Source organism: Pseudomonas sp. GW822-FHT02G04, assembly GCF_058802085.1.
The window spans coordinates 448,806-466,005 of record NZ_JBXANU010000002.1; the positions used below are offsets into that span (position 1 = coordinate 448,806).

16 protein-coding genes are annotated in these 17,200 nt (G+C 59.9%); 6 read left to right on the plus strand and 10 right to left on the minus strand.

The window, feature by feature from the left end; genetic code table 11:
- The first annotated feature begins 488 nt into the window (after positions 1 to 488).
- Positions 489 to 1,769, plus strand: a complete 1,281-nt coding sequence (locus AC1RO5_RS04595; RefSeq protein ID WP_493173143.1) for a serine/threonine transporter — start codon at positions 489 to 491, stop codon at positions 1,767 to 1,769.
- Between the two features lie 12 nt (positions 1,770 to 1,781).
- On the opposite strand, the gene AC1RO5_RS04600 is transcribed toward AC1RO5_RS04595, so the two are convergent.
- Positions 1,782 to 2,462, minus strand: coding sequence for a glycosyltransferase (locus AC1RO5_RS04600; protein ID WP_493173145.1), 681 nt, complete (start codon positions 2,460 to 2,462; stop codon positions 1,782 to 1,784).
- Positions 2,463 to 2,610: 148 nt separating this feature from the next.
- A complete protein-coding gene (acnB, locus tag AC1RO5_RS04605; RefSeq protein ID WP_019648931.1) occupies positions 2,611 to 5,220 on the minus strand; it encodes a bifunctional aconitate hydratase 2/2-methylisocitrate dehydratase in 2,610 nt (869 codons plus the stop codon).
- Positions 5,221 to 5,629: 409 nt separating this feature from the next.
- Between acnB and AC1RO5_RS04610 the strand changes: the two genes are divergently transcribed.
- Positions 5,630 to 6,100: a DUF1289 domain-containing protein gene (locus AC1RO5_RS04610; RefSeq protein WP_007937731.1), complete on the plus strand. Its 471-nt coding sequence runs from the start codon at positions 5,630 to 5,632 to the stop codon at positions 6,098 to 6,100.
- 154 nt (positions 6,101 to 6,254) lie between these two features.
- Here the strand turns inward: AC1RO5_RS04610 and AC1RO5_RS04615 are convergent, their stop codons facing one another.
- On the minus strand, positions 6,255 to 7,118 hold the full coding sequence (locus tag AC1RO5_RS04615) for a universal stress protein (RefSeq protein WP_493173147.1): 864 nt from the start codon (positions 7,116 to 7,118) through the stop codon (positions 6,255 to 6,257).
- 159 nt (positions 7,119 to 7,277) lie between these two features.
- Between AC1RO5_RS04615 and AC1RO5_RS04620 the strand changes: the two genes are divergently transcribed.
- The 3 genes from AC1RO5_RS04620 to AC1RO5_RS04630 all read left to right on the plus strand — a co-directional run bounded on the left by AC1RO5_RS04620 (position 7,278) and on the right by AC1RO5_RS04630 (position 10,041).
- The gene (locus AC1RO5_RS04620; RefSeq protein ID WP_008010271.1) at positions 7,278 to 7,886 is read left to right on the plus strand and encodes a MiaE family protein; all 609 of its coding nucleotides are present in this window, start codon (positions 7,278 to 7,280) and stop codon (positions 7,884 to 7,886) included.
- A gap of 160 nt (positions 7,887 to 8,046) precedes the next feature.
- On the plus strand, positions 8,047 to 8,754 hold the full coding sequence (locus AC1RO5_RS04625) for a winged helix-turn-helix domain-containing protein (protein ID WP_493173228.1): 708 nt from the start codon (positions 8,047 to 8,049) through the stop codon (positions 8,752 to 8,754).
- A complete protein-coding gene (locus AC1RO5_RS04630) occupies positions 8,755 to 10,041 on the plus strand; it encodes an ATP-binding protein (protein WP_493173149.1) in 1,287 nt (428 codons plus the stop codon).
- On the opposite strand, the gene AC1RO5_RS04635 is transcribed toward AC1RO5_RS04630, so the two are convergent.
- The 5 genes from AC1RO5_RS04635 to AC1RO5_RS04655 form a co-directional block, all read right to left on the minus strand.
- Positions 10,038 to 10,580, minus strand: coding sequence for a hypothetical protein (locus AC1RO5_RS04635; RefSeq protein WP_493173151.1), 543 nt, complete (start codon positions 10,578 to 10,580; stop codon positions 10,038 to 10,040). The two genes, AC1RO5_RS04630 and AC1RO5_RS04635, sit on opposite strands and share 4 nt — an antisense overlap.
- Positions 10,581 to 10,681: 101 nt before the next feature.
- A complete protein-coding gene (locus tag AC1RO5_RS04640; RefSeq protein ID WP_493173153.1) occupies positions 10,682 to 11,170 on the minus strand; it encodes a GFA family protein in 489 nt (162 codons plus the stop codon).
- Between the two features lie 147 nt (positions 11,171 to 11,317).
- Positions 11,318 to 12,589, minus strand: coding sequence for a cation:dicarboxylate symporter family transporter (locus tag AC1RO5_RS04645; protein WP_493173155.1), 1,272 nt, complete (start codon positions 12,587 to 12,589; stop codon positions 11,318 to 11,320).
- 93 nt (positions 12,590 to 12,682) lie between these two features.
- On the minus strand, positions 12,683 to 13,891 hold the full coding sequence (locus AC1RO5_RS04650; protein ID WP_493173157.1) for a pyridoxal phosphate-dependent aminotransferase: 1,209 nt from the start codon (positions 13,889 to 13,891) through the stop codon (positions 12,683 to 12,685).
- 11 nt (positions 13,892 to 13,902) lie between these two features.
- The gene (locus AC1RO5_RS04655; protein ID WP_493173159.1) at positions 13,903 to 14,568 is read right to left on the minus strand and encodes an RraA family protein; all 666 of its coding nucleotides are present in this window, start codon (positions 14,566 to 14,568) and stop codon (positions 13,903 to 13,905) included.
- 128 nt (positions 14,569 to 14,696) lie between these two features.
- On the opposite strand from AC1RO5_RS04655, the gene AC1RO5_RS04660 reads away from it, so the two are divergent.
- The gene (locus AC1RO5_RS04660) at positions 14,697 to 15,593 is read left to right on the plus strand and encodes a LysR family transcriptional regulator (RefSeq protein WP_493173161.1); all 897 of its coding nucleotides are present in this window, start codon (positions 14,697 to 14,699) and stop codon (positions 15,591 to 15,593) included.
- Between the two features lie 42 nt (positions 15,594 to 15,635).
- Here the strand turns inward: AC1RO5_RS04660 and AC1RO5_RS04665 are convergent, their stop codons facing one another.
- On the minus strand, positions 15,636 to 16,253 hold the full coding sequence (locus AC1RO5_RS04665) for a DNA-3-methyladenine glycosylase family protein (protein WP_493173163.1): 618 nt from the start codon (positions 16,251 to 16,253) through the stop codon (positions 15,636 to 15,638).
- A 74-nt stretch (positions 16,254 to 16,327) separates the two neighbouring features.
- Positions 16,328 to 17,140, minus strand: coding sequence for an isocitrate lyase/PEP mutase family protein (locus AC1RO5_RS04670; protein WP_493173165.1), 813 nt, complete (start codon positions 17,138 to 17,140; stop codon positions 16,328 to 16,330).
- Positions 17,141 to 17,200: the final 60 nt, after the last annotated feature.

The window sequence follows — 17,200 nt, forward strand, 5'->3', positions numbered from 1 at the left end:
CGCGTCAGATTGCTGACTCCAGAGCGGTTTGGCAATGGTCCGCGATCATAGGCTATTGGTTGGCAAGCACCCGTGCAGGCGTTGGCGATACCGGCGAGCTTCTTAGATACAACACTAGATCAGCGCGCGGCAGGTGGAGAGGATTTGTCCGCGATGAAATTGCCGTAGCAGCTGTCGAGCCTGCGAGGCTGCGTTCGGCTGCGCAGCAGTCGTAAAATCAGGCGCTGCGGTCCGTCAGGCACACCGTACATCAGGGTTTACTAAAGCGTGTCAGAAAACGACATGTCGCATACCCGATGCCGACAGTTATTTTTCTAAAAACGACAGGCCTTTGATCTGCTCCGCACAACCATTGCTCAGCTAAACCTTTGCTTCTGCTCGTTTATCGCGGAGAATCCCGCCCCTGTTTCGGCCGGAGCATGTCTGTCGGTTTTTTCCGACGCGTCCTGACCGAGTGGCAAGTGACCGGAAAGCGGAGATCCGACCGGATGAATGATCAGGCCAATAGCGTCGACGAACGCTATGTAGCGGCGACACCAGCGAGCCTCGAAAGCTGGAATCGCCATGACACCACCTGGATGCTGGGCCTGTTTGGCACGGCAATCGGGGCTGGTACCCTGTTTTTACCGATCAACGCGGGGCTGGGCGGCTTTTGGCCGCTGCTGATCCTGGCGTTGCTGGCGTTCCCCATGACGTTTTACGCGCACCGCGGCCTGACCCGCTTTGTGCTGTCCGGCCGTGAAGGCGCAGACATCACCGAGGTGGTGGAAGAACATTTCGGCATTAAGGCCGGCGCGCTGATCACCTTGCTGTATTTTTTCGCGATCTTCCCGATCCTGCTGATCTACAGCGTGGCCCTGACCAATACCGTGGGCAGTTTCCTCGAACATCAGCTGCACATCATGCCGCCACCGCGCGCCGTGCTGTCGTTCGTGCTGATTCTCGGCCTGCTGGCGGTGGTGCGTTGCGGTGAGCAGGTGATCGTCAAGGCCATGAGCCTGATGGTGTATCCGTTCATCGTCGCGCTGCTGTTCCTGGCGGTGTTCCTGATTCCTCACTGGAACGGCGGCATTCTCAGCACCGCGTCCACGCTGCCTGAGTCGTCGGCGCTGCTGCACACCCTGTGGCTGGCGATTCCGGTGATGGTGTTCTCGTTCAACCACTCGCCGATCATTTCGGCGTTCGCGGTGGACCAGAAACGTCGCTACGGCACTCATGCCCAAGAGCGCAGCTCGCAGATCCTGTCCCGCGCCCACCTCTTGATGGTGGTGATGGTGCTGTTCTTCGTCTTCAGCTGCGTGCTGACCCTGTCGCCGGTGCAACTGGCCGAAGCCAAGGCGCAGAACCTGTCGATCCTGTCGTATCTGGCCAACCACTTCAGCAACCCGACCATCGCCTTCGCGGCGCCGTTGATTGCCTTCGTGGCCATTTCCAAGTCGTTCCTGGGCCACTACATCGGCGCCAGCGAGGGTTTGAAGGGCTTGATCGTCAAGAGCGGCAAACGCCCGGCGCCGAAGACCCTGGACCGTATCGTCGCCGCGTTCATGCTGGTGGTCTGCTGGATTGTCGCTACCCTGAACCCGAGCATTCTCGGCATGATCGAAACCCTCGGTGGCCCGGTCATCGCGGCGATCCTGTTCCTGATGCCGATGTACGCGATCCGCAAGGTGCCGGCCATGGCGCGTTACCGTGGCCAAGCCTCCAACGTCTTCGTGACGCTGGTGGGCCTGGTGGCGATTACGGCGTTGATCTACTCGCTCACCGCCTGAAGCAGCGGGCGATCAATCGGGACTGCCCCGGTTGATCGCCCCCTGCGAATGCCCGGCCAGACGATCTTTGGTTCGCTGGTGGCAATGCTCGATAGCCGCAACGGCTTTTTCGCAGGCCTTGCACAGTGTGGCCGGCGCAGCGGCTTGCTGCGGTGCGAACCACTCGGGGCAGAAGCTGATCACGCCGTCCGGCGAATGCATCCATTGGCTGATAACGTGGTGAACCGTCCCGCCCAGGCCCTTTCTGGCCCTCAAGGCGTTAAGCGATGGCGCACAGAGTTGGTCCAGCGCCAACCGATGGACCTCGCGCAAGAACGGTGAAATTTGTACCGAAAGGTAGGCAATGCCGAACTTCTCCTGGGCCACTCGTGCGCCCAACGCCCAAAACGAGCCCACCACCACGATATCCTCATGGCGCCGCGCGGCGAGGTAGTCGAAGGTCGGTTCGAGCAGGCTGGAGACCGCATTCCACTGTTCCGCCAAAGCGCTTTTCGAGTTTCGCAGGCGGGGCATGTCGTCACAGGTTTGCTGGCCTAATGGCTCGAATTCCAGCCCGTACTGTTCGATGGTGGCCTGGAACGCCGGCAGGCTGCACAAGGTCGCGCGATGACCGCGCAGGTTCAGCGCATTGGCCAGGCCAATAAAGGGGAAAACGTCATCGGCCGAACCGATGGCGATCAGGATCACCCGCATGACTCCTCCTTGAGATAAGGCCCGCGAGGGCCTCGTGGCACGCCGTCCTGGTGCCGACATCAGGCAAAGATAGCTGGGTAATTGGCGCCAGGCATAAAAAAACGCCGCTCATCTCACGATGGGCGGCGTTTTTCATGGCTTTGTAGCGTTAGGCTTGAACGACCGGGATGTTGGCGTTCGCAGCAGCTTCACGGAACTCGGCGATCTGGTCGAAGGACAGGTAGCGGTAAACGTCGGCCGCCATGCTGTCGATCTTGCCAGCGTATTCCATGTACTCCTCGACGGTCGGCAGGCGACCCAGGATGGACGCAACGGACGCCAGCTCGGCCGAAGCCAGGTAGACGTTCGCGCCGTCACCCAGACGGTTCGGGAAGTTACGGGTCGACGTCGACACCACGGTGGAGTTCGGCTCTACACGTGCCTGGTTACCCATGCACAGCGAGCAGCCTGGCATTTCCATGCGTGCGCCGGCCTTGCCGTAGATGCCGTAGTAGCCTTCTTCGGTCAGCTGGTGAGCGTCCATTTTGGTCGGCGGCGACAGCCACAGACGGGTTGGCAGCTGACCTTTGACCTGTTCCAGCAACTTGCCGGCAGCGCGGAAGTGACCGATGTTGGTCATGCACGAACCGATGAACACTTCGTCGATCTTCTCGCCAGCAACGCTGGACAGCAGACGGGCGTCGTCCGGATCGTTCGGTGCGCAGAGCACAGGCTCGTTGATGTCGGCCAGATCGATTTCGATGACTTCGGCGTATTCGGCGTCGGCATCGGCTTCCATCAGTTGCGGGTTGGCGATCCAGGCTTCCATCGCTTGAGCGCGACGCTCCAGGGTACGCGCATCGCCGTAGCCTTCGCCGATCATCCAGCGCAGCAGGGTGATGTTGGACTGCAGGTACTCGGTGATCGACTCTTTCGACAGCTTGATGGTGCAACCGGCAGCCGAACGTTCGGCCGACGCGTCGGACAGCTCGAAAGCCTGTTCCAGCGTCAGGCCTTCCAGGCCTTCGATTTCCAGGATGCGGCCGGAGAAGGCGTTTTTCTTGCCTTTCTTCTCGACGGTCAGCAGACCGTTCTGGATGGCGAAGTAAGGAATGGCATGAACCAGGTCACGCAGGGTGATGCCAGGTTTCATTTTGCCTTTGAAGCGCACCAGAATCGATTCCGGCATGTCCAGCGGCATGACGCCGGTGGCAGCGGCGAACGCGACCAGACCGGAACCGGCCGGGAACGAGATGCCCATCGGGAAACGGGTGTGCGAGTCGCCACCGGTACCCACGGTGTCTGGCAGCAGCATGCGGTTCAGCCACGAGTGGATGATGCCGTCGCCCGGACGCAGGGATACGCCGCCGCGGGTCATGATGAAGTCAGGCAGGGTGTGGTGGGTGGTCACGTCGATCGGCTTCGGATACGCCGCGGTGTGGCAGAAGGACTGCATTACCAGATCAGCGGAGAAGCCCAGGCACGCCAGGTCTTTCAGTTCGTCACGGGTCATTGGACCGGTGGTGTCCTGGGAACCTACGGTGGTCATCTTCGGTTCGCAGTAGGTGCCAGGACGAACGCCTTTGCCTTCTGCCAGGCCGCAAGCCTTGCCGACCATTTTCTGCGCCAGGGTGAAACCCTTGGTGCTTTCGGCCGGAGCTTCAGGCTTCTTGAACAGGTCGAACGGCGGCAGACCCAGCTCGGCGCGAGCCTTCTCGGTCAGGCCACGGCCGATGATCAGCGGAATACGGCCGCCAGCACGGACTTCGTCCAGCAGAACCGGGGTCTTCATTTCGAAGGTGGTCAGGACTTCGTCGCTGTTGTGCTTGGTGACTTTGCCAGCATGCGGGTACAGGTCGATCACGTCGCCCATGTTCATGTTGGAAACGTCGAACTCGATTGGCAGTGCGCCGGCATCTTCCATGGTGTTGTAGAAGATCGGAGCGATTTTGCTGCCGAAGCAGAAACCGCCAGCGCGCTTGTTCGGCACGTAAGGAATGTCGTCGCCGAAGAACCACAGTACCGAGTTGGTAGCGGATTTACGCGAGGAACCGGTACCGACCACGTCACCGACGTAGGCGATAGGGAAACCCTGGCCGCGCATTTCTTCGATCTGCTTCATCGGGCCGGTCTTGCCTTGCTCGTCCGGAACGATGCCGTCACGGGCCATTTTCAGCATGGCCAGGGCGTGCAGCGGGATGTCTGGACGCGACCAGGCATCTGGAGCAGGGGACAGGTCGTCGGTGTTGGTTTCGCCGGTCACCTTGAAGACGCGCAGGCTGATCTTGTCGGCCAGCACAGGGCGCTTCTTGAACCACTCGCCGTCGGCCCAGGATTGCAGGACGCCTTTGGCGTGAACGTTGCCGTTCTTGGCTTTTTCAGCCACGTCGTGGAAGGCATCGAACATCAGCAGGGTGTGCTTGAGTTCTTCGGCAGCTACTGGTGCCAGTTCGGCGTCGTCCAGCAGGTTTACCAGGGTCACGATGTTGTAGCCGCCCTGCATGGTGCCGAGCAGTTCAACAGCGCGCTTCTTGTCGATCAGAGGGGATTTTGCTTCGCCTTTGGCGAGGGCAGACAGGAAACCGGCCTTTACATAGGCGGCTTCGTCCACTCCTGGCGGAACGCGATTGGTGATCAGGTCAACGAGGAAAGCTTCTTCGCCAGCCGGGGGATTCTTCAGCAGCTCGACCAGGCCTGCAGTTTGTTCGGCGTTAAGCGGCTGGGGAACGATACCCAGTGCTGCACGCTCTTCGATATGTTTGCGGTAGGCTTCAAGCACAGTTATTACCCTCATCAGTGGTCCCAAATGGGTGTCCGGGACGCTCATCCCGAAATTGCCGTACTCATGCGCTGCGTGGCGTTGTGGGCCGCTTAGCCAGAATTACCGGCAATTCCTTACAGAAGCTGCTTTCAAAGTTTTACGCCTGCAGAACGGGGAGCTGATGAGGGTTGGCGTTGGGCTTTTCCCCGCTGGAAAAACCCTTCGCCAACACCGCTCTGAAGGAACGACTGTGCTCGTGACGCTTTGAAAACAGCTTCTTGACGGACATTGGCGCCTTAAAAGGCTGGCTGATTCTACGGCAAAAAAATTTGAAAGGTAAGTTAGGTCCAAAACTTTGAGGGGTGATGAATGTTAGACAAAGGGCTAACATGCCGACCTGTTCTGCTTTCCCGTGTTTTGTCTACCTATGCCCAATCAGACCATCAAGACCCCCTGCGTCGGCCTCTGCTCCACTGTTTACGGTGATTTGGTGTGCCGTGGCTGCAAGCGTTTCCACCACGAAGTGATCCACTGGAACGGTTACAACGAGGAAGAAAAACGCGCGGTGTGGTTGCGTCTTGAGCAGTTGTTGTCCCAGGTGATGGCCGCCAAGGTAGAAATTTTCGATCCCGCGCTGCTGAGAATGCAGCTGGAACAGCGCAAGATTCGCTTTGTGCCGCATCAGTCGGAATATTGCTGGGCTTATCAGCTGATCGCCCGGGGCGCGCGGGTCATCAATAATCTGGAAGCCTACGGAATGGTGTTGCTGCCGGAGTTTCGCGACTGGAACCTGCCGGAACTGAGGGATGCCATTGATCGGGAGTTTTTCCTGCTCTCGGAAGCGCATTACCAGCGCTACATTGCGCCGGGGTTCCTAAAAGACGCCTTTGGCGGCTGATTGTTTAACCTGTGGCGAGGGAGCTTGCTCCCGTTCGGCTGCGCAGCAGTCGTCAATCGGCCAATGATTTTTGTCTGACACACTGCGCCGACCGACTTGGGGTCGCTTCGCAACCCAACGGGAGCAAGCTCCCTCGCCACAAGTCTTCGTGGCCTCAATGCCGGGTCACGATCTCTTCCAGATGATCCATGATGTCGTCCGGCTTGAGCACCAGCACATCGCTCTCCAGCGCATCAAGCACCACTTCCGCTGTATTACCGATCAACGCCCCGGACAACCCGGTCCGCGCCACCGTGCCGATTACCGTCACAGAGGCGCCCAGTTTATGGGCCATGAACGGAATCAACACATCCGCCGGGCCTTCCTCGATGTGCAGGTGGTCGTCGTCGATGTCGAACTCGGCCTGGAACGCCTTGCACTGCTCGCGGTAACGGGCCTCGATGGTTTCCTTGAGCTGCAACGTCGGGTCGGCCGCCGACAGCATCGGCGACGGATGGGCGCTGATCACATGCAAATGGGCCTTCGCCAGGCTGGAAATGTCGTAGCCATGATCGATGATGCTGGCGTGCAAGGTGCGGTGTTCGCCGTCCATGTTTCCGACATCAATGGCCGCCAGGATCACGCCACCGGCCCAGGGTTTGGCGGTTTTCACCAGCAGCACCGGAGTCGGGCAGTAGCGCAGCAGTTTCCAGTCCGCCGGGGTCAGCAGGGCCTTTTTCAGTGGGCTGTCGGGATAATGCTGCTTGACCACCAGCCCGCAACCTTCAGCCTGTTGCACATCGATAATGGTGTCGTGCAGGCTTTCGCTCCAGGCTTGCTCGGTGGTGACGTTGTAACCGTCTTCCAGCAGGGCCGCCTTGAGCACGCTGAGCATCGCGCTGTGGTCGTGCTTTTTATCGCAGACCAGCAGATGCAGATGAGCCTGGGTCACACCAGCGATCAGTTTGGCCCGTTTGAGCGCCAGGCTTTCCGAGTGTTCGGGTTCGATGACCACCAGGATGCTGCGAATGGCTTGCATGATCGGGTTCTCCAGGAAGGTAAAAACACTGCGTTGGACAACTATAGTTGCTGGTCGGGCATTCGCGACTTGATGCATATCAACGGTGGCGACTGGTGGTCTGTCGGCAGGCCGGTATAATCGGCGCCCTTCGTTTTGAACCTTTTATCCGTGAGCCCCATGATCCTTCCCGAAATTCACGAGTTCCTTGGCTGCCGCACGCCCGACGGTTGGGTCCAGGCCGCGCTGGCCGATCAGGAAACGCTGCTGATCGACCACAAAAACTGCGAATTCAAGGCGGCCAGCACGGCGTTGAGCCTGATTGCCAAGTACCACTCCCACGTCGATCTGATCAACCTGATGTCGCGTCTGGCCCGGGAAGAGCTGGTGCACCACGAGCAGGTCATGCGCCTGATGAAAAAACGCAAGATCGAACTGCGTCAGCTGTCCGCCGGGCGTTACGCCTCGGGGCTGCGCAAAGTGGTGCGCAGCCACGAGCCGGTGAAACTGGTGGATACGTTGGTGGTCGGCGCGTTCATCGAAGCTCGCAGTTGCGAGCGTTTCGAGGCATTGGTGCCGCATCTGGATGAGGAACTGGGCAAGTTCTACTTCGGCCTGCTGAAAAGCGAGGCCCGGCATTTCCAGGGGTATCTGAAACTGGCTTATCAGTACGGTGACGCCAAGGACATCGCCCAGGTGATCGACAAGGTGCGTGATGCCGAACAGGCGTTGATCGAGTCGCCGGATGTGGAGTTCCGGTTTCACAGTGGTGTGCCGGTCGCGGCGTGACAAAGTTTTATCTTCAATAATTGTTAAAAACTCTTAAAAGAATGAAACATCGCCAAAAACCGGCCCCCGCGGCCGGTTTTTGCTGTCTGCGATAACCGTCCCTTCATCGATTGGCGCCATAATGCCGGCCATTTCATTCAAGGGTTGGCAGACGGTCATCATGGAGAGCCTGGGTTTTGGCAAAGTATTGCTGGTGGAAGACGACGAGAAGCTCGCCGGGCTGATTGCGCATTTCCTGGCCCAACACGGTTTTGAAGTTCGACAGGTGCACCGCGGTGACCTCGCGGTAGCCGCTTTCCTTGAATTCAAACCGAAAGTCGTCGTACTCGACCTGATGTTGCCGGGTCAGAGTGGCCTGCATGTGTGCCGCGAAATCCGCAGCATATCCGACACACCCATCGTTATCCTCACCGCCAAGGAAGACGACCTCGATCACATTCTCGGCCTGGAATCCGGTGCCGACGACTACGTGATCAAACCCATCAAGCCCCCCGTGCTGCTCGCCCGTTTGCGCGCTTTGCAACGCCGTCAGATGCCGGACAGCAGTGTGTGCAGCTCGCTGGAATTCGGTCATCTGATTATCGATCGCAGTTGCCGCGAAGTGCGCCTGGCGGGCGAGGGCATTGAGCTCACCACCATGGAATTCGAACTGCTGTGGTTGCTGGCCAGCGCTGCCGGCAAGACGCTGTCCCGCGACGACATTCTCAACCGCATGCGCGGTATCGCTTTCGACGGCCTCAACCGCAGTGTCGACGTGTACATCAGCAAATTGCGCGGCAAGCTCAAGGACAACCCGCGCGAACCGGTGTGCATCAAGACCGTGTGGGGCAAGGGTTATCTGTTCAATCCGTTTGCGTGGGAGCTGTAAATGCTGCGGTTATTTTTGGGACTGTTTCTGGTGATGACGGTTGGCCTGGTACTGGGGCTGCAAACCGTCGAGCGCACGTTCGATGCGCTGCTCGACGGTCAGATGCGCAGCTACAACCAAGAGGCGGTGCGTGGTCAGGCCTGGTCGCTGGTCGAGCAGTTGCGCGGCCTGGACAGTCCGGCCCGGGAGCGACAACTGGAAGCCTTACGCCCTCACTACGGCTTGGGCCTGGCCCTGGCCGAGACCGATCAATTGTCCCTGACCGATCAGGAACAAGCCGAGTTGGCCCAGGGCCTGCTGGTGATGCGCGACAAGTACACGCAGTTCATCTCGCGCATTGACGACGGTTCGCAGCTGCTCAGCATCAAGCTGCCGGCCGAGCCGAGTCTGATGCCGTTCTACATTGCCGCGGCCTATCTGATGATCGCGGTGATGATCGGTTTCGTGTTGTATTTCTGGGTGCGCCCGCACTGGCGCGATCTGGAGACACTGCGCCTGGCCGCCGAACGTTTTGGCGACAACGACCTGTCGGCGCGCATCCAGCTGTCCAAGCGCTCGAACATTCGTGACCTGGCCGAACACTTCAACCTGATGGCCGCGCGCATCGAGGGGCTGATCGCCAATCAGCGCGAGCTGACCAACGCGGTGTCCCACGAATTGCGCACGCCGATTGCACGGTTGTCGTTCGAACTCGATCAACTCAAGCAACAACCGGATCCGACCCAGAACCGCGAGTTGATTGCCGACATGTACGCCGACCTCGGCGAACTGGAAGAAATGGTTTCCGAGTTGCTGACGTACGCCAGCCTTGAGCGTGGCGCTACGGTAATTTCGCGGGAGAACATTCAGGCCAGCCATTGGCTCGACAGTGTGGTGGGTAGCGTGGCGCTGGAGGCCGAAGCCGCTGGGGTGCAATTGCTGATTGTCGAATGTCAGGTTGACGAAATTCGTATCGAACCGCGCTTCATGGCCCGGGCGGTGATCAATTTGCTGCGCAATGCCATTCGCTACGCCGACCAGCGGGTGGAAGTGTCGTTGGTGCGCACCGGTGATCGTTACGAAGTGCAGGTCAACGATGATGGGCCGGGCGTGCCGCTGGACGGGCGGGAGAAAATCTTCGAACCGTTCTCGCGCCTCGATGCCAGCCGCGACCGTCGTACCGGTGGTTTCGGCCTGGGCCTGGCGCTGGTGCGGCGGGTGTCTCAATCCCATGGCGGGCAAGTGGAAGTGGCGGATTCGCCGTGGGGCGGGGCGTCGTTTCGCATGACCTGGGCGCACCTGGATTAGGTTTTTTTGGGACACCAATCCACCTGTCCAACTGACGACGTCTGCATCCGTCGTTGCACAGTCGGGCTGTCGGCCGCATCGTTGGCCAGGCACTGCGCTGCCAGCACCGTCGAAAAACTCCACGGATCATTGACCGGCAATGACCAGTTAAAATCCGCTCCGCGACTCGCATGTTCGAAGGTAGCGCCGAGGATGATCGGCCCCATCTGATAGGTCCCATCCAGCCCCAGTGGCGAGTGCGACTTGATCGGGCCCATGCCGTCGAGCTCATCCGAGCCTTTGAATCCGCTCTTGCGATCCTTGCGCACATCACTGGCGCCGACGTACACGCTCAAACCGAAATCGTCTTCATCAAACGCCCAGCCCGGACCTTTATGGGTATCGAGGAAAAATCCATAAGGGCTGCTGATCTTTGCCCCCAACAGCGGCGCCACTACACGTTCGTCGCTGCCGCTGTAACGCCACTCTTCGGCGTGCGATGAGTCGGCGGGGAAGAGCAGGCAGCATGAAGCCAACGACAGAGACAACGAACGGAACATGGCAGCACCCGAAGGGAAGTTGGATGCGGCCATGCTAGGCGGGTGCCGACTAGCAATCTTCGACAGCTTTGTCGGGAAACTGTCAAAGACTGTGAACGGACTTAGCGGCTTAAACCCAGGCGAACATGCCACTGGGCGATGGATTCTGAGGGGTAAACCTCGAATTGCTGGTCGCGTGGATGCGCCTCGACTTTCACCCACGGCGCTTTGGAACCGAGCATCAGATGCGTGTGCTCGGGCGGCACCGGCAATGGGGTGTCGATGGCCGAGGCAAACGGGTGAATCAGCTCCGGCCATTCAGGGCTGAACAGCCATAACCCCGAACCGCACAGGGAACAGAAATGCCGCTCGGCGGTGCTGCGCCGGGCGCGCTTATCGCCTTTGTCCTTGAGGCGCGCATGGTAAATCGAGATGTGCTTGCGACCGCGCACCTTGAGGCTCCGGGCATCGCCGCCGAGGTTGATCGCATAACCACCACCGCCCTGGGTCTTGCGACAGATCGAGCAGTAGCAACGTTGATAAGGGTAGGGGTGGGCGCTGGTCAGACTGAACGACACCGCGCCGCAATGGCAGGAGCCTTCGAGCTGCATGGGAGCCTCCGATGGGGAGGATGACTCAAGACAGACTAGACCGTAAGCGTTTCTGCACTTGAATTTATGGTGGCCGTTCGGGCGCCTTCGCGGGCAAGCCAAATGTGGGAGCAGGCTTGCTCGCGAAGAACGATGACGCGGTCTCAGTTACGAGCACTGCCCCTGCGGCACCTTCAGGCAATGAGCCTCGCGACCCTCCCACTTGGCGATCACCAGTGGTGCCAGCGCATTGCCAAGCACATTCAGGGCGGTGGTCGGCATCTCCATCAACCGGTAAACCCCGGCAATGAACGCGATGCCTTCCAGCGGTAATCCGGCACTGGCCAGGGTGGCCGAGAGAATCACGAACATGAACCCCGGTACACCCGCGGCGCCCTTGGAAGTCAGGACCATGGTCACCACCAGCAACGCCTGATCGCCCAGGCTCAGGTCGATGCCGTACAACTGGGCGACGAACAAGGTGCCGATGCCGAGGAACAGCGATGCGCCGTCAAGGTTGAAGGAGTAACCCACCGGTACCACGAAACTGACTAGCGACGGCGGCACGCCATAGGTCTCGAGTTTCTTCATCAGTTGCGGCATCACCGCCGCCGAGCTGGCGCTGGAGAAGGCCAGGACCAGTTCATCCTTGATGTGGCGCATCAGCGCGAACAGGTTGATCCCGCACAGTCGCGCCACCAGGTTGAGCACCACCAGCACGAAGAACGCAATCGCCACGTAACTGACCATGATCAGCTTGGCCAGTGGCAGCAAAGAGCTGAAACCGAAGTTGGCCACGGTCACGGCAATCATCCCGAACACACCGATCGGTGAGTAGGCCATGATCATCGACGTGACCTTGAACATCGCTTCCGAGACACCGCGCAGCAGCGCGATCAACGGCTCCTTGCGTTCGTTGCTCAGCTTCGAAACACCGAGGCCGAACATCACGGCGAAGAACAGCACCGACAGCAGACTGCCCTGGGCCATCGCGTTGATGACGTTGTCCGGAATAATACCGACGATGATCTGCCCCAGGCTGTGCCCTCCGGCTGCGCTGCTGGTCGGCAGGGTAACGGCGGCCGCCTTGAGGCTCGCCAGATCAGTGCCGGCACCGGGTTTGAGCAGGTTGCCGATTACCAGTCCGACGATGATTGCCAGGGTGGTGATGCTGAAGAAATACGTCAGCGACTTGACCCCGATGCGGCCCAGGGATTTGCCGTCGCCATGACCGGCAATGCCGACCACCATGCAGGAAAACACAATGGGTACGACGATCATCTTCATCAGCTTGATGAAAATGTCGCCGGCCGGTTGCAGCAGGTTGTTCACCAGCCATGGACGAGACTCGGGAAAGCTGTGCAGCAGGGCGCCGATGGCAATGCCGGCGAGCAGGCCGATCATGATTTGCCAGACCAGCGCGATACGGGGCTTGTGCATGGGGGATGCCTCATTTGATGACATGATTATGAGTGTTGTTCTAGGCAGTCAATGAGCAGCCGTCCGATGGCTGTCGGGTGTTGCGATCAGCCGTCAGCGCAAGCGTTGGCACGCTTCTTTGAGACGACGGCAACCTTCTTCGATCACGTCCAGCGAACTGGCGAACGACAGACGGATATACGGCGACATGCCGTATGCCGCGCCGCTGACCGTGGCCAGGCCGTGCTCCTTGAGCAGGTAGGCGACCAGTTGCGTATCGCTGTCGATGCGCTCGCCACTGGTGGTGGTTTTGCCCATCAGCCCGCTGACGTTGGCGAACACATAGAACGCCCCGTCCGGAGGGGTGAAGCTCAGGCCGTTGATCGGTTGCAACAGTTCGAGCATGCGGTCACGGCGTTGTTGGTAAACCTCGCGCATGCCAGCAATCGGTGCCTGATCCCCGGCAAACGCCGCGACCGCAGCCGCCTGGCTGACCGAACTCGGGCATGTGGTGGTTTGTGACAGCAGTTTGCCGATGGCCCCGATCAACCAAGCGGGACCTGCGCCAAACCCAAGACGCCAACCGGTCATGGCGTAACCCTTGGATGCGCCGTTGACGATCAGCGTGCGCGCTTTGAGGTCTGGGGCGTGTCTGGTCAGCGGCACGTGCCGGGCATCGCCATAGACGAACTGCTCGTAGATTTCGTCGGCCATGATCAATACGTGAGGATGCCGACGTAGGACGTCTGCCAGTGCCAACAGCTCGGTTTCGCTGTAGACCGCACCACTCGGATTGTTCGGCGTGTTGAGGATCACCCATTTACTGCGCGGGGTGATTGCCTTTTCCAGCGCCGTTGGCGAGAGCTTGAAACCGTTGGACTCATCACCGGGAATGATCACCGGCGTGGCGTCGTTCAACCGGGCGATATCCGGGTAAGACACCCAGTACGGCGTGTGCACAATCACTTCATCGCCCAGGTTCAGTGTTGCGGCCAGGGCGTGGTAAATGATGTGCTTGCCGCCGCAGCCGGTAACCACTTCGTCGAGCCCGTAATGCAGGCCGTTATCGCGTTCAAGCTTGAGGCAGATCGCTTTGCGCAAGGCGAGTGTGCCGTGGGTGGCCGTGTAGTGCGTGTCACCGCTGTGCATCGCGGTGCTGGCGGCGTCGAGGATATGTGCCGGGGTGTCGAAATCCGGTTCGCCCATGGTGAAGTTGACGATGTCCAGACCCTGGGCGCGCAACTCGGTCACCAGTGCGTTGGCGGCGATGCTCGGCGAAGGCTGAATGCCCAGCACCCGATCAGACAAAAATGCAGTGCTCATTGTGTTCCCCCTTAATCGGCCAGGCCGGCCTGTTGCAAGACCTTGTCCATCCAGCTCTGACGCAGGGCGCCGGTGGCGATTTCGGCTTTGACTTCTTCTTCGTGGGCCGCATGTTGTGCGGCGCGACGCAGCACTTCGGCCGCATCGGCCTGGGAAAACGCCACCAGTCCGTCTTCGTCGCCGACCAGCAAATCGCCCGGTTGAACCAGCATGCCGCCGATCGACACCGGCACGTTGATCTCGCCCGGACCGCTCTTGTAAGGGCCGCAGTGCACGACGCTGCGGGCGTAGCAGGGTGTGTCGTCGAAACTGGCGACATCGCGAATCGCGCCGTCAATCACGAAACCGACGCAGCCACGCTGCTGGGCGTAGAGCTTGACCAGTTCGCCGATCACCGCGTTGTTGGTATCACCCAGGGCGTCCACCACCAACACATGGCCGGGTTGCAGCATGCTCATGGCCTTGTAGATCAGCAGGTTGTCGCCTGGACGGGTTTTGACGGTCAGGGCGGTGCCGACCAATTTGCCGCTGCGGTTGTAGCGGGTCAGGCCGCGAGCACCGATGTGCCGGCCAAGGTTGTCGCTGATGTGCGGCGTGACCACATGGGCGAACGCTTCGAGCACTTCGGCAGCGGCCAGCGGTGGGTTGGGAAGAATGCGTGAACCGGGCAAGGACATGGCTGATCTCCTGAAGAATGAAGTAGCAGCCGATCAGGGCTGTGGCTCGATCTTAGGAGCGATGAACAAACAGTTTTAGCGATATTTTATTATGCGGTATTATCGCTTTTTTTCATCTGGTGTTTGCAATGATCACCTTCAAGCAGATAGACGCGTTGTTCTGGATTGCCGAGTTGGGCAGCTTTGAAGCGGCAGCGAACAAGCTGAACATGTCTCAGTCGGCGATTTCCAAGCGTATTCAGGAGCTTGAAGAAACCTTCGATGTGGAGATTTTCGACCGCAGCAAGCGCAACGCACGGCTGACCGAGAAGGGCGGCGAACTGCTGGATTACGCCAAGGATTTGCTGGAGCGCCGTGACTACTTGCTGGAGCGGGTCAGCGCCCGTGAAGTATTGGTGCGCAGGTTTCGCCTCGGGGTCACCGAACTGACGGCGCTGACCTGGTTGCCGGCGTTGGTCGAGTCGTTACGGCAGGCTTACCCCAAGGTGCAGATCGAGCCTTCGGTGGAACTGAGCAGTGAACTGTTTCGCAAGCTGGAAAATGATCAGCTCGATCTGGTCATCGTCCCGGATGTCTACAACGATACGCGGTTCGTCAGCACCCCGTTGAAGACCGTTGAAAACGCCTGGATGTGCGCCCCGGGCCTGATTACCGACCCGGATCCGGTGAGTATCGAGCGCTTGGCCGGCTGCACGGTATTGACCCAGGGCTCCCAGTCCGGGACAGGCTTGATCTACGAGCGCTGGATGGCCTCCCACAATGTGCAGATGCCTAAAACCATCACCAGCCATAACTTGCTGGTGCAGGTCGGATTGACCTTGTCCGGGGTCGGTGTGAGTTATTTGCCCAAGGCATGCCTGTCGCACTTGATCGAACGAGGCGCATTGCGCGCACTGGTGACGACGCCGGGCCTGCCGCGGATTCGCTACGCCGCGCTGCACCGCACTGATCGTCAATTCGGTCTGAATCAGGATGTCGCAAAACTGGCGTTGCAGTGTTGCGATTTTTCGCGGCTGTTGCTCTGAACGTTAGATGTCGGGCTTGCCCGCGATGAACGATTACACGGTCTACCGGTTAGGCACCCGCCACAAGTACCACGCCGCCACCGTCCGATAAGGGCTCCACGCCAGCCCGATATCAATCATCTGCTTGCGGCTCGGCTGTTGTTCCAGCCCCTTGAGCCGGCGATAACCCTCACGCACTCCAAAGTCATCGGCTGGCAAAACGTCTGGCCGCTCCAGGCTGTACATCAGCAGCATTTCCACGGTCCAGCGGCCCACTCCGCGCAAGGTAATCAAGCGCTCGATCAACGCTTCATCGTCCATCGCCAGCGCCGTGGCGTAGTCCGGCACCACGCCGTCCAGAGCCGCCTGAGCGATGCCCTGAATGGTTGCGATCTTGCTGGCGGAAAAGCCGCAACTGCGCATCTGTTCGAAGTCGGTCGCCAGGATCTGCTCGGGTCTGGGGAAGGTGCTCGCAGGAAACAACGCCAGCAGCCGACCGACAATCGCATCACCGGCCTTTGCATGCAGTTGCTGATAGGCAATCGCCCGCACCAGCGATTCATAAGGATCGCGAGCCGCATGGGGCTGATGCAGGCAGGGGCCGATGGCGCTGATGTGGCGCTGCCAGTCGGCATCGAGGGCCGAGAGGAATTCGCTGGCCAGTTGATAGGTGTCGGGCATGGAACATCCTGAGGGGCGGGTGGCTGCGGCAAGACTAGTCGTCCCCCCGCAGCGCCGCACTCCATTGCTTGCGGTCAAACTTTCCCGGTCGGGGCCAGCAGGGCGTTCACTTGGCCATAGGTGAAGGCCTTGAGGTTACTGCTGTCGAGCGTGCCGGTTTGCAGAAAGCTTTTGGCCAGACCGGCCATGGCGCCGTAGAGGAATTCGGCGATGCCCGAGCCGGCGCTCAAACGGCGCACGCCAAGGGTTTGCAGTTCCTCAGGAGATGGCAGGCCCGGGAAGCCGAGCACGTTCAACGGCAGCGTCGTGCCGTGGCACAGGGCGTCGATCTCGTACGCCGCCGTGACGCCCGCGGCGAACAGCCCGTCGGCACCGGCCGCCTGATACAACGCGGCGCGTTTGAGCGTCTCGGCGACACGATCTTCGGCCGGCACCAGGCCCCTGAGGTATACGTCGGTGCGGGCATTGATGAACAGCTTCACATCCCGGCGACTGGCAACCTGGCGCGCGATTTCGATCTTGCGGGCCAGCAGGTCGGGCGGGGCAGAGCCGTCCTCGATATTGATCCCCACGGCACCGGCGGCGATCACCGCGTCGACCACTTGCGCAACCCGTCCCAGGTCATCGGAATAACCCGCCTCAATGTCCACGCTCAACGGCACACTGATGACCCGGGCGATGGATTCGACCGTGGAAACCAGCCGTTCCAGCGGCAAGGTGTTGCCATCCGGATAACCATGAACCCACGCCACCGCCGCGCTGCTGGTGGCCACGGCTTTGCTGCCCAACTGTTCCACCAGTCGCGCCCCGGTGGCATCGGCGACGTTGGTCAGAATCAGCAGCCCGCTCTGGTGCAGTTGGTGGAATTGAGTGTCGAGTGTGTCCATGGAATGTCCTTCCTTATGACTTTTTATTGGAAAACTGTTTATTTTATTGGAAAGCCGTGG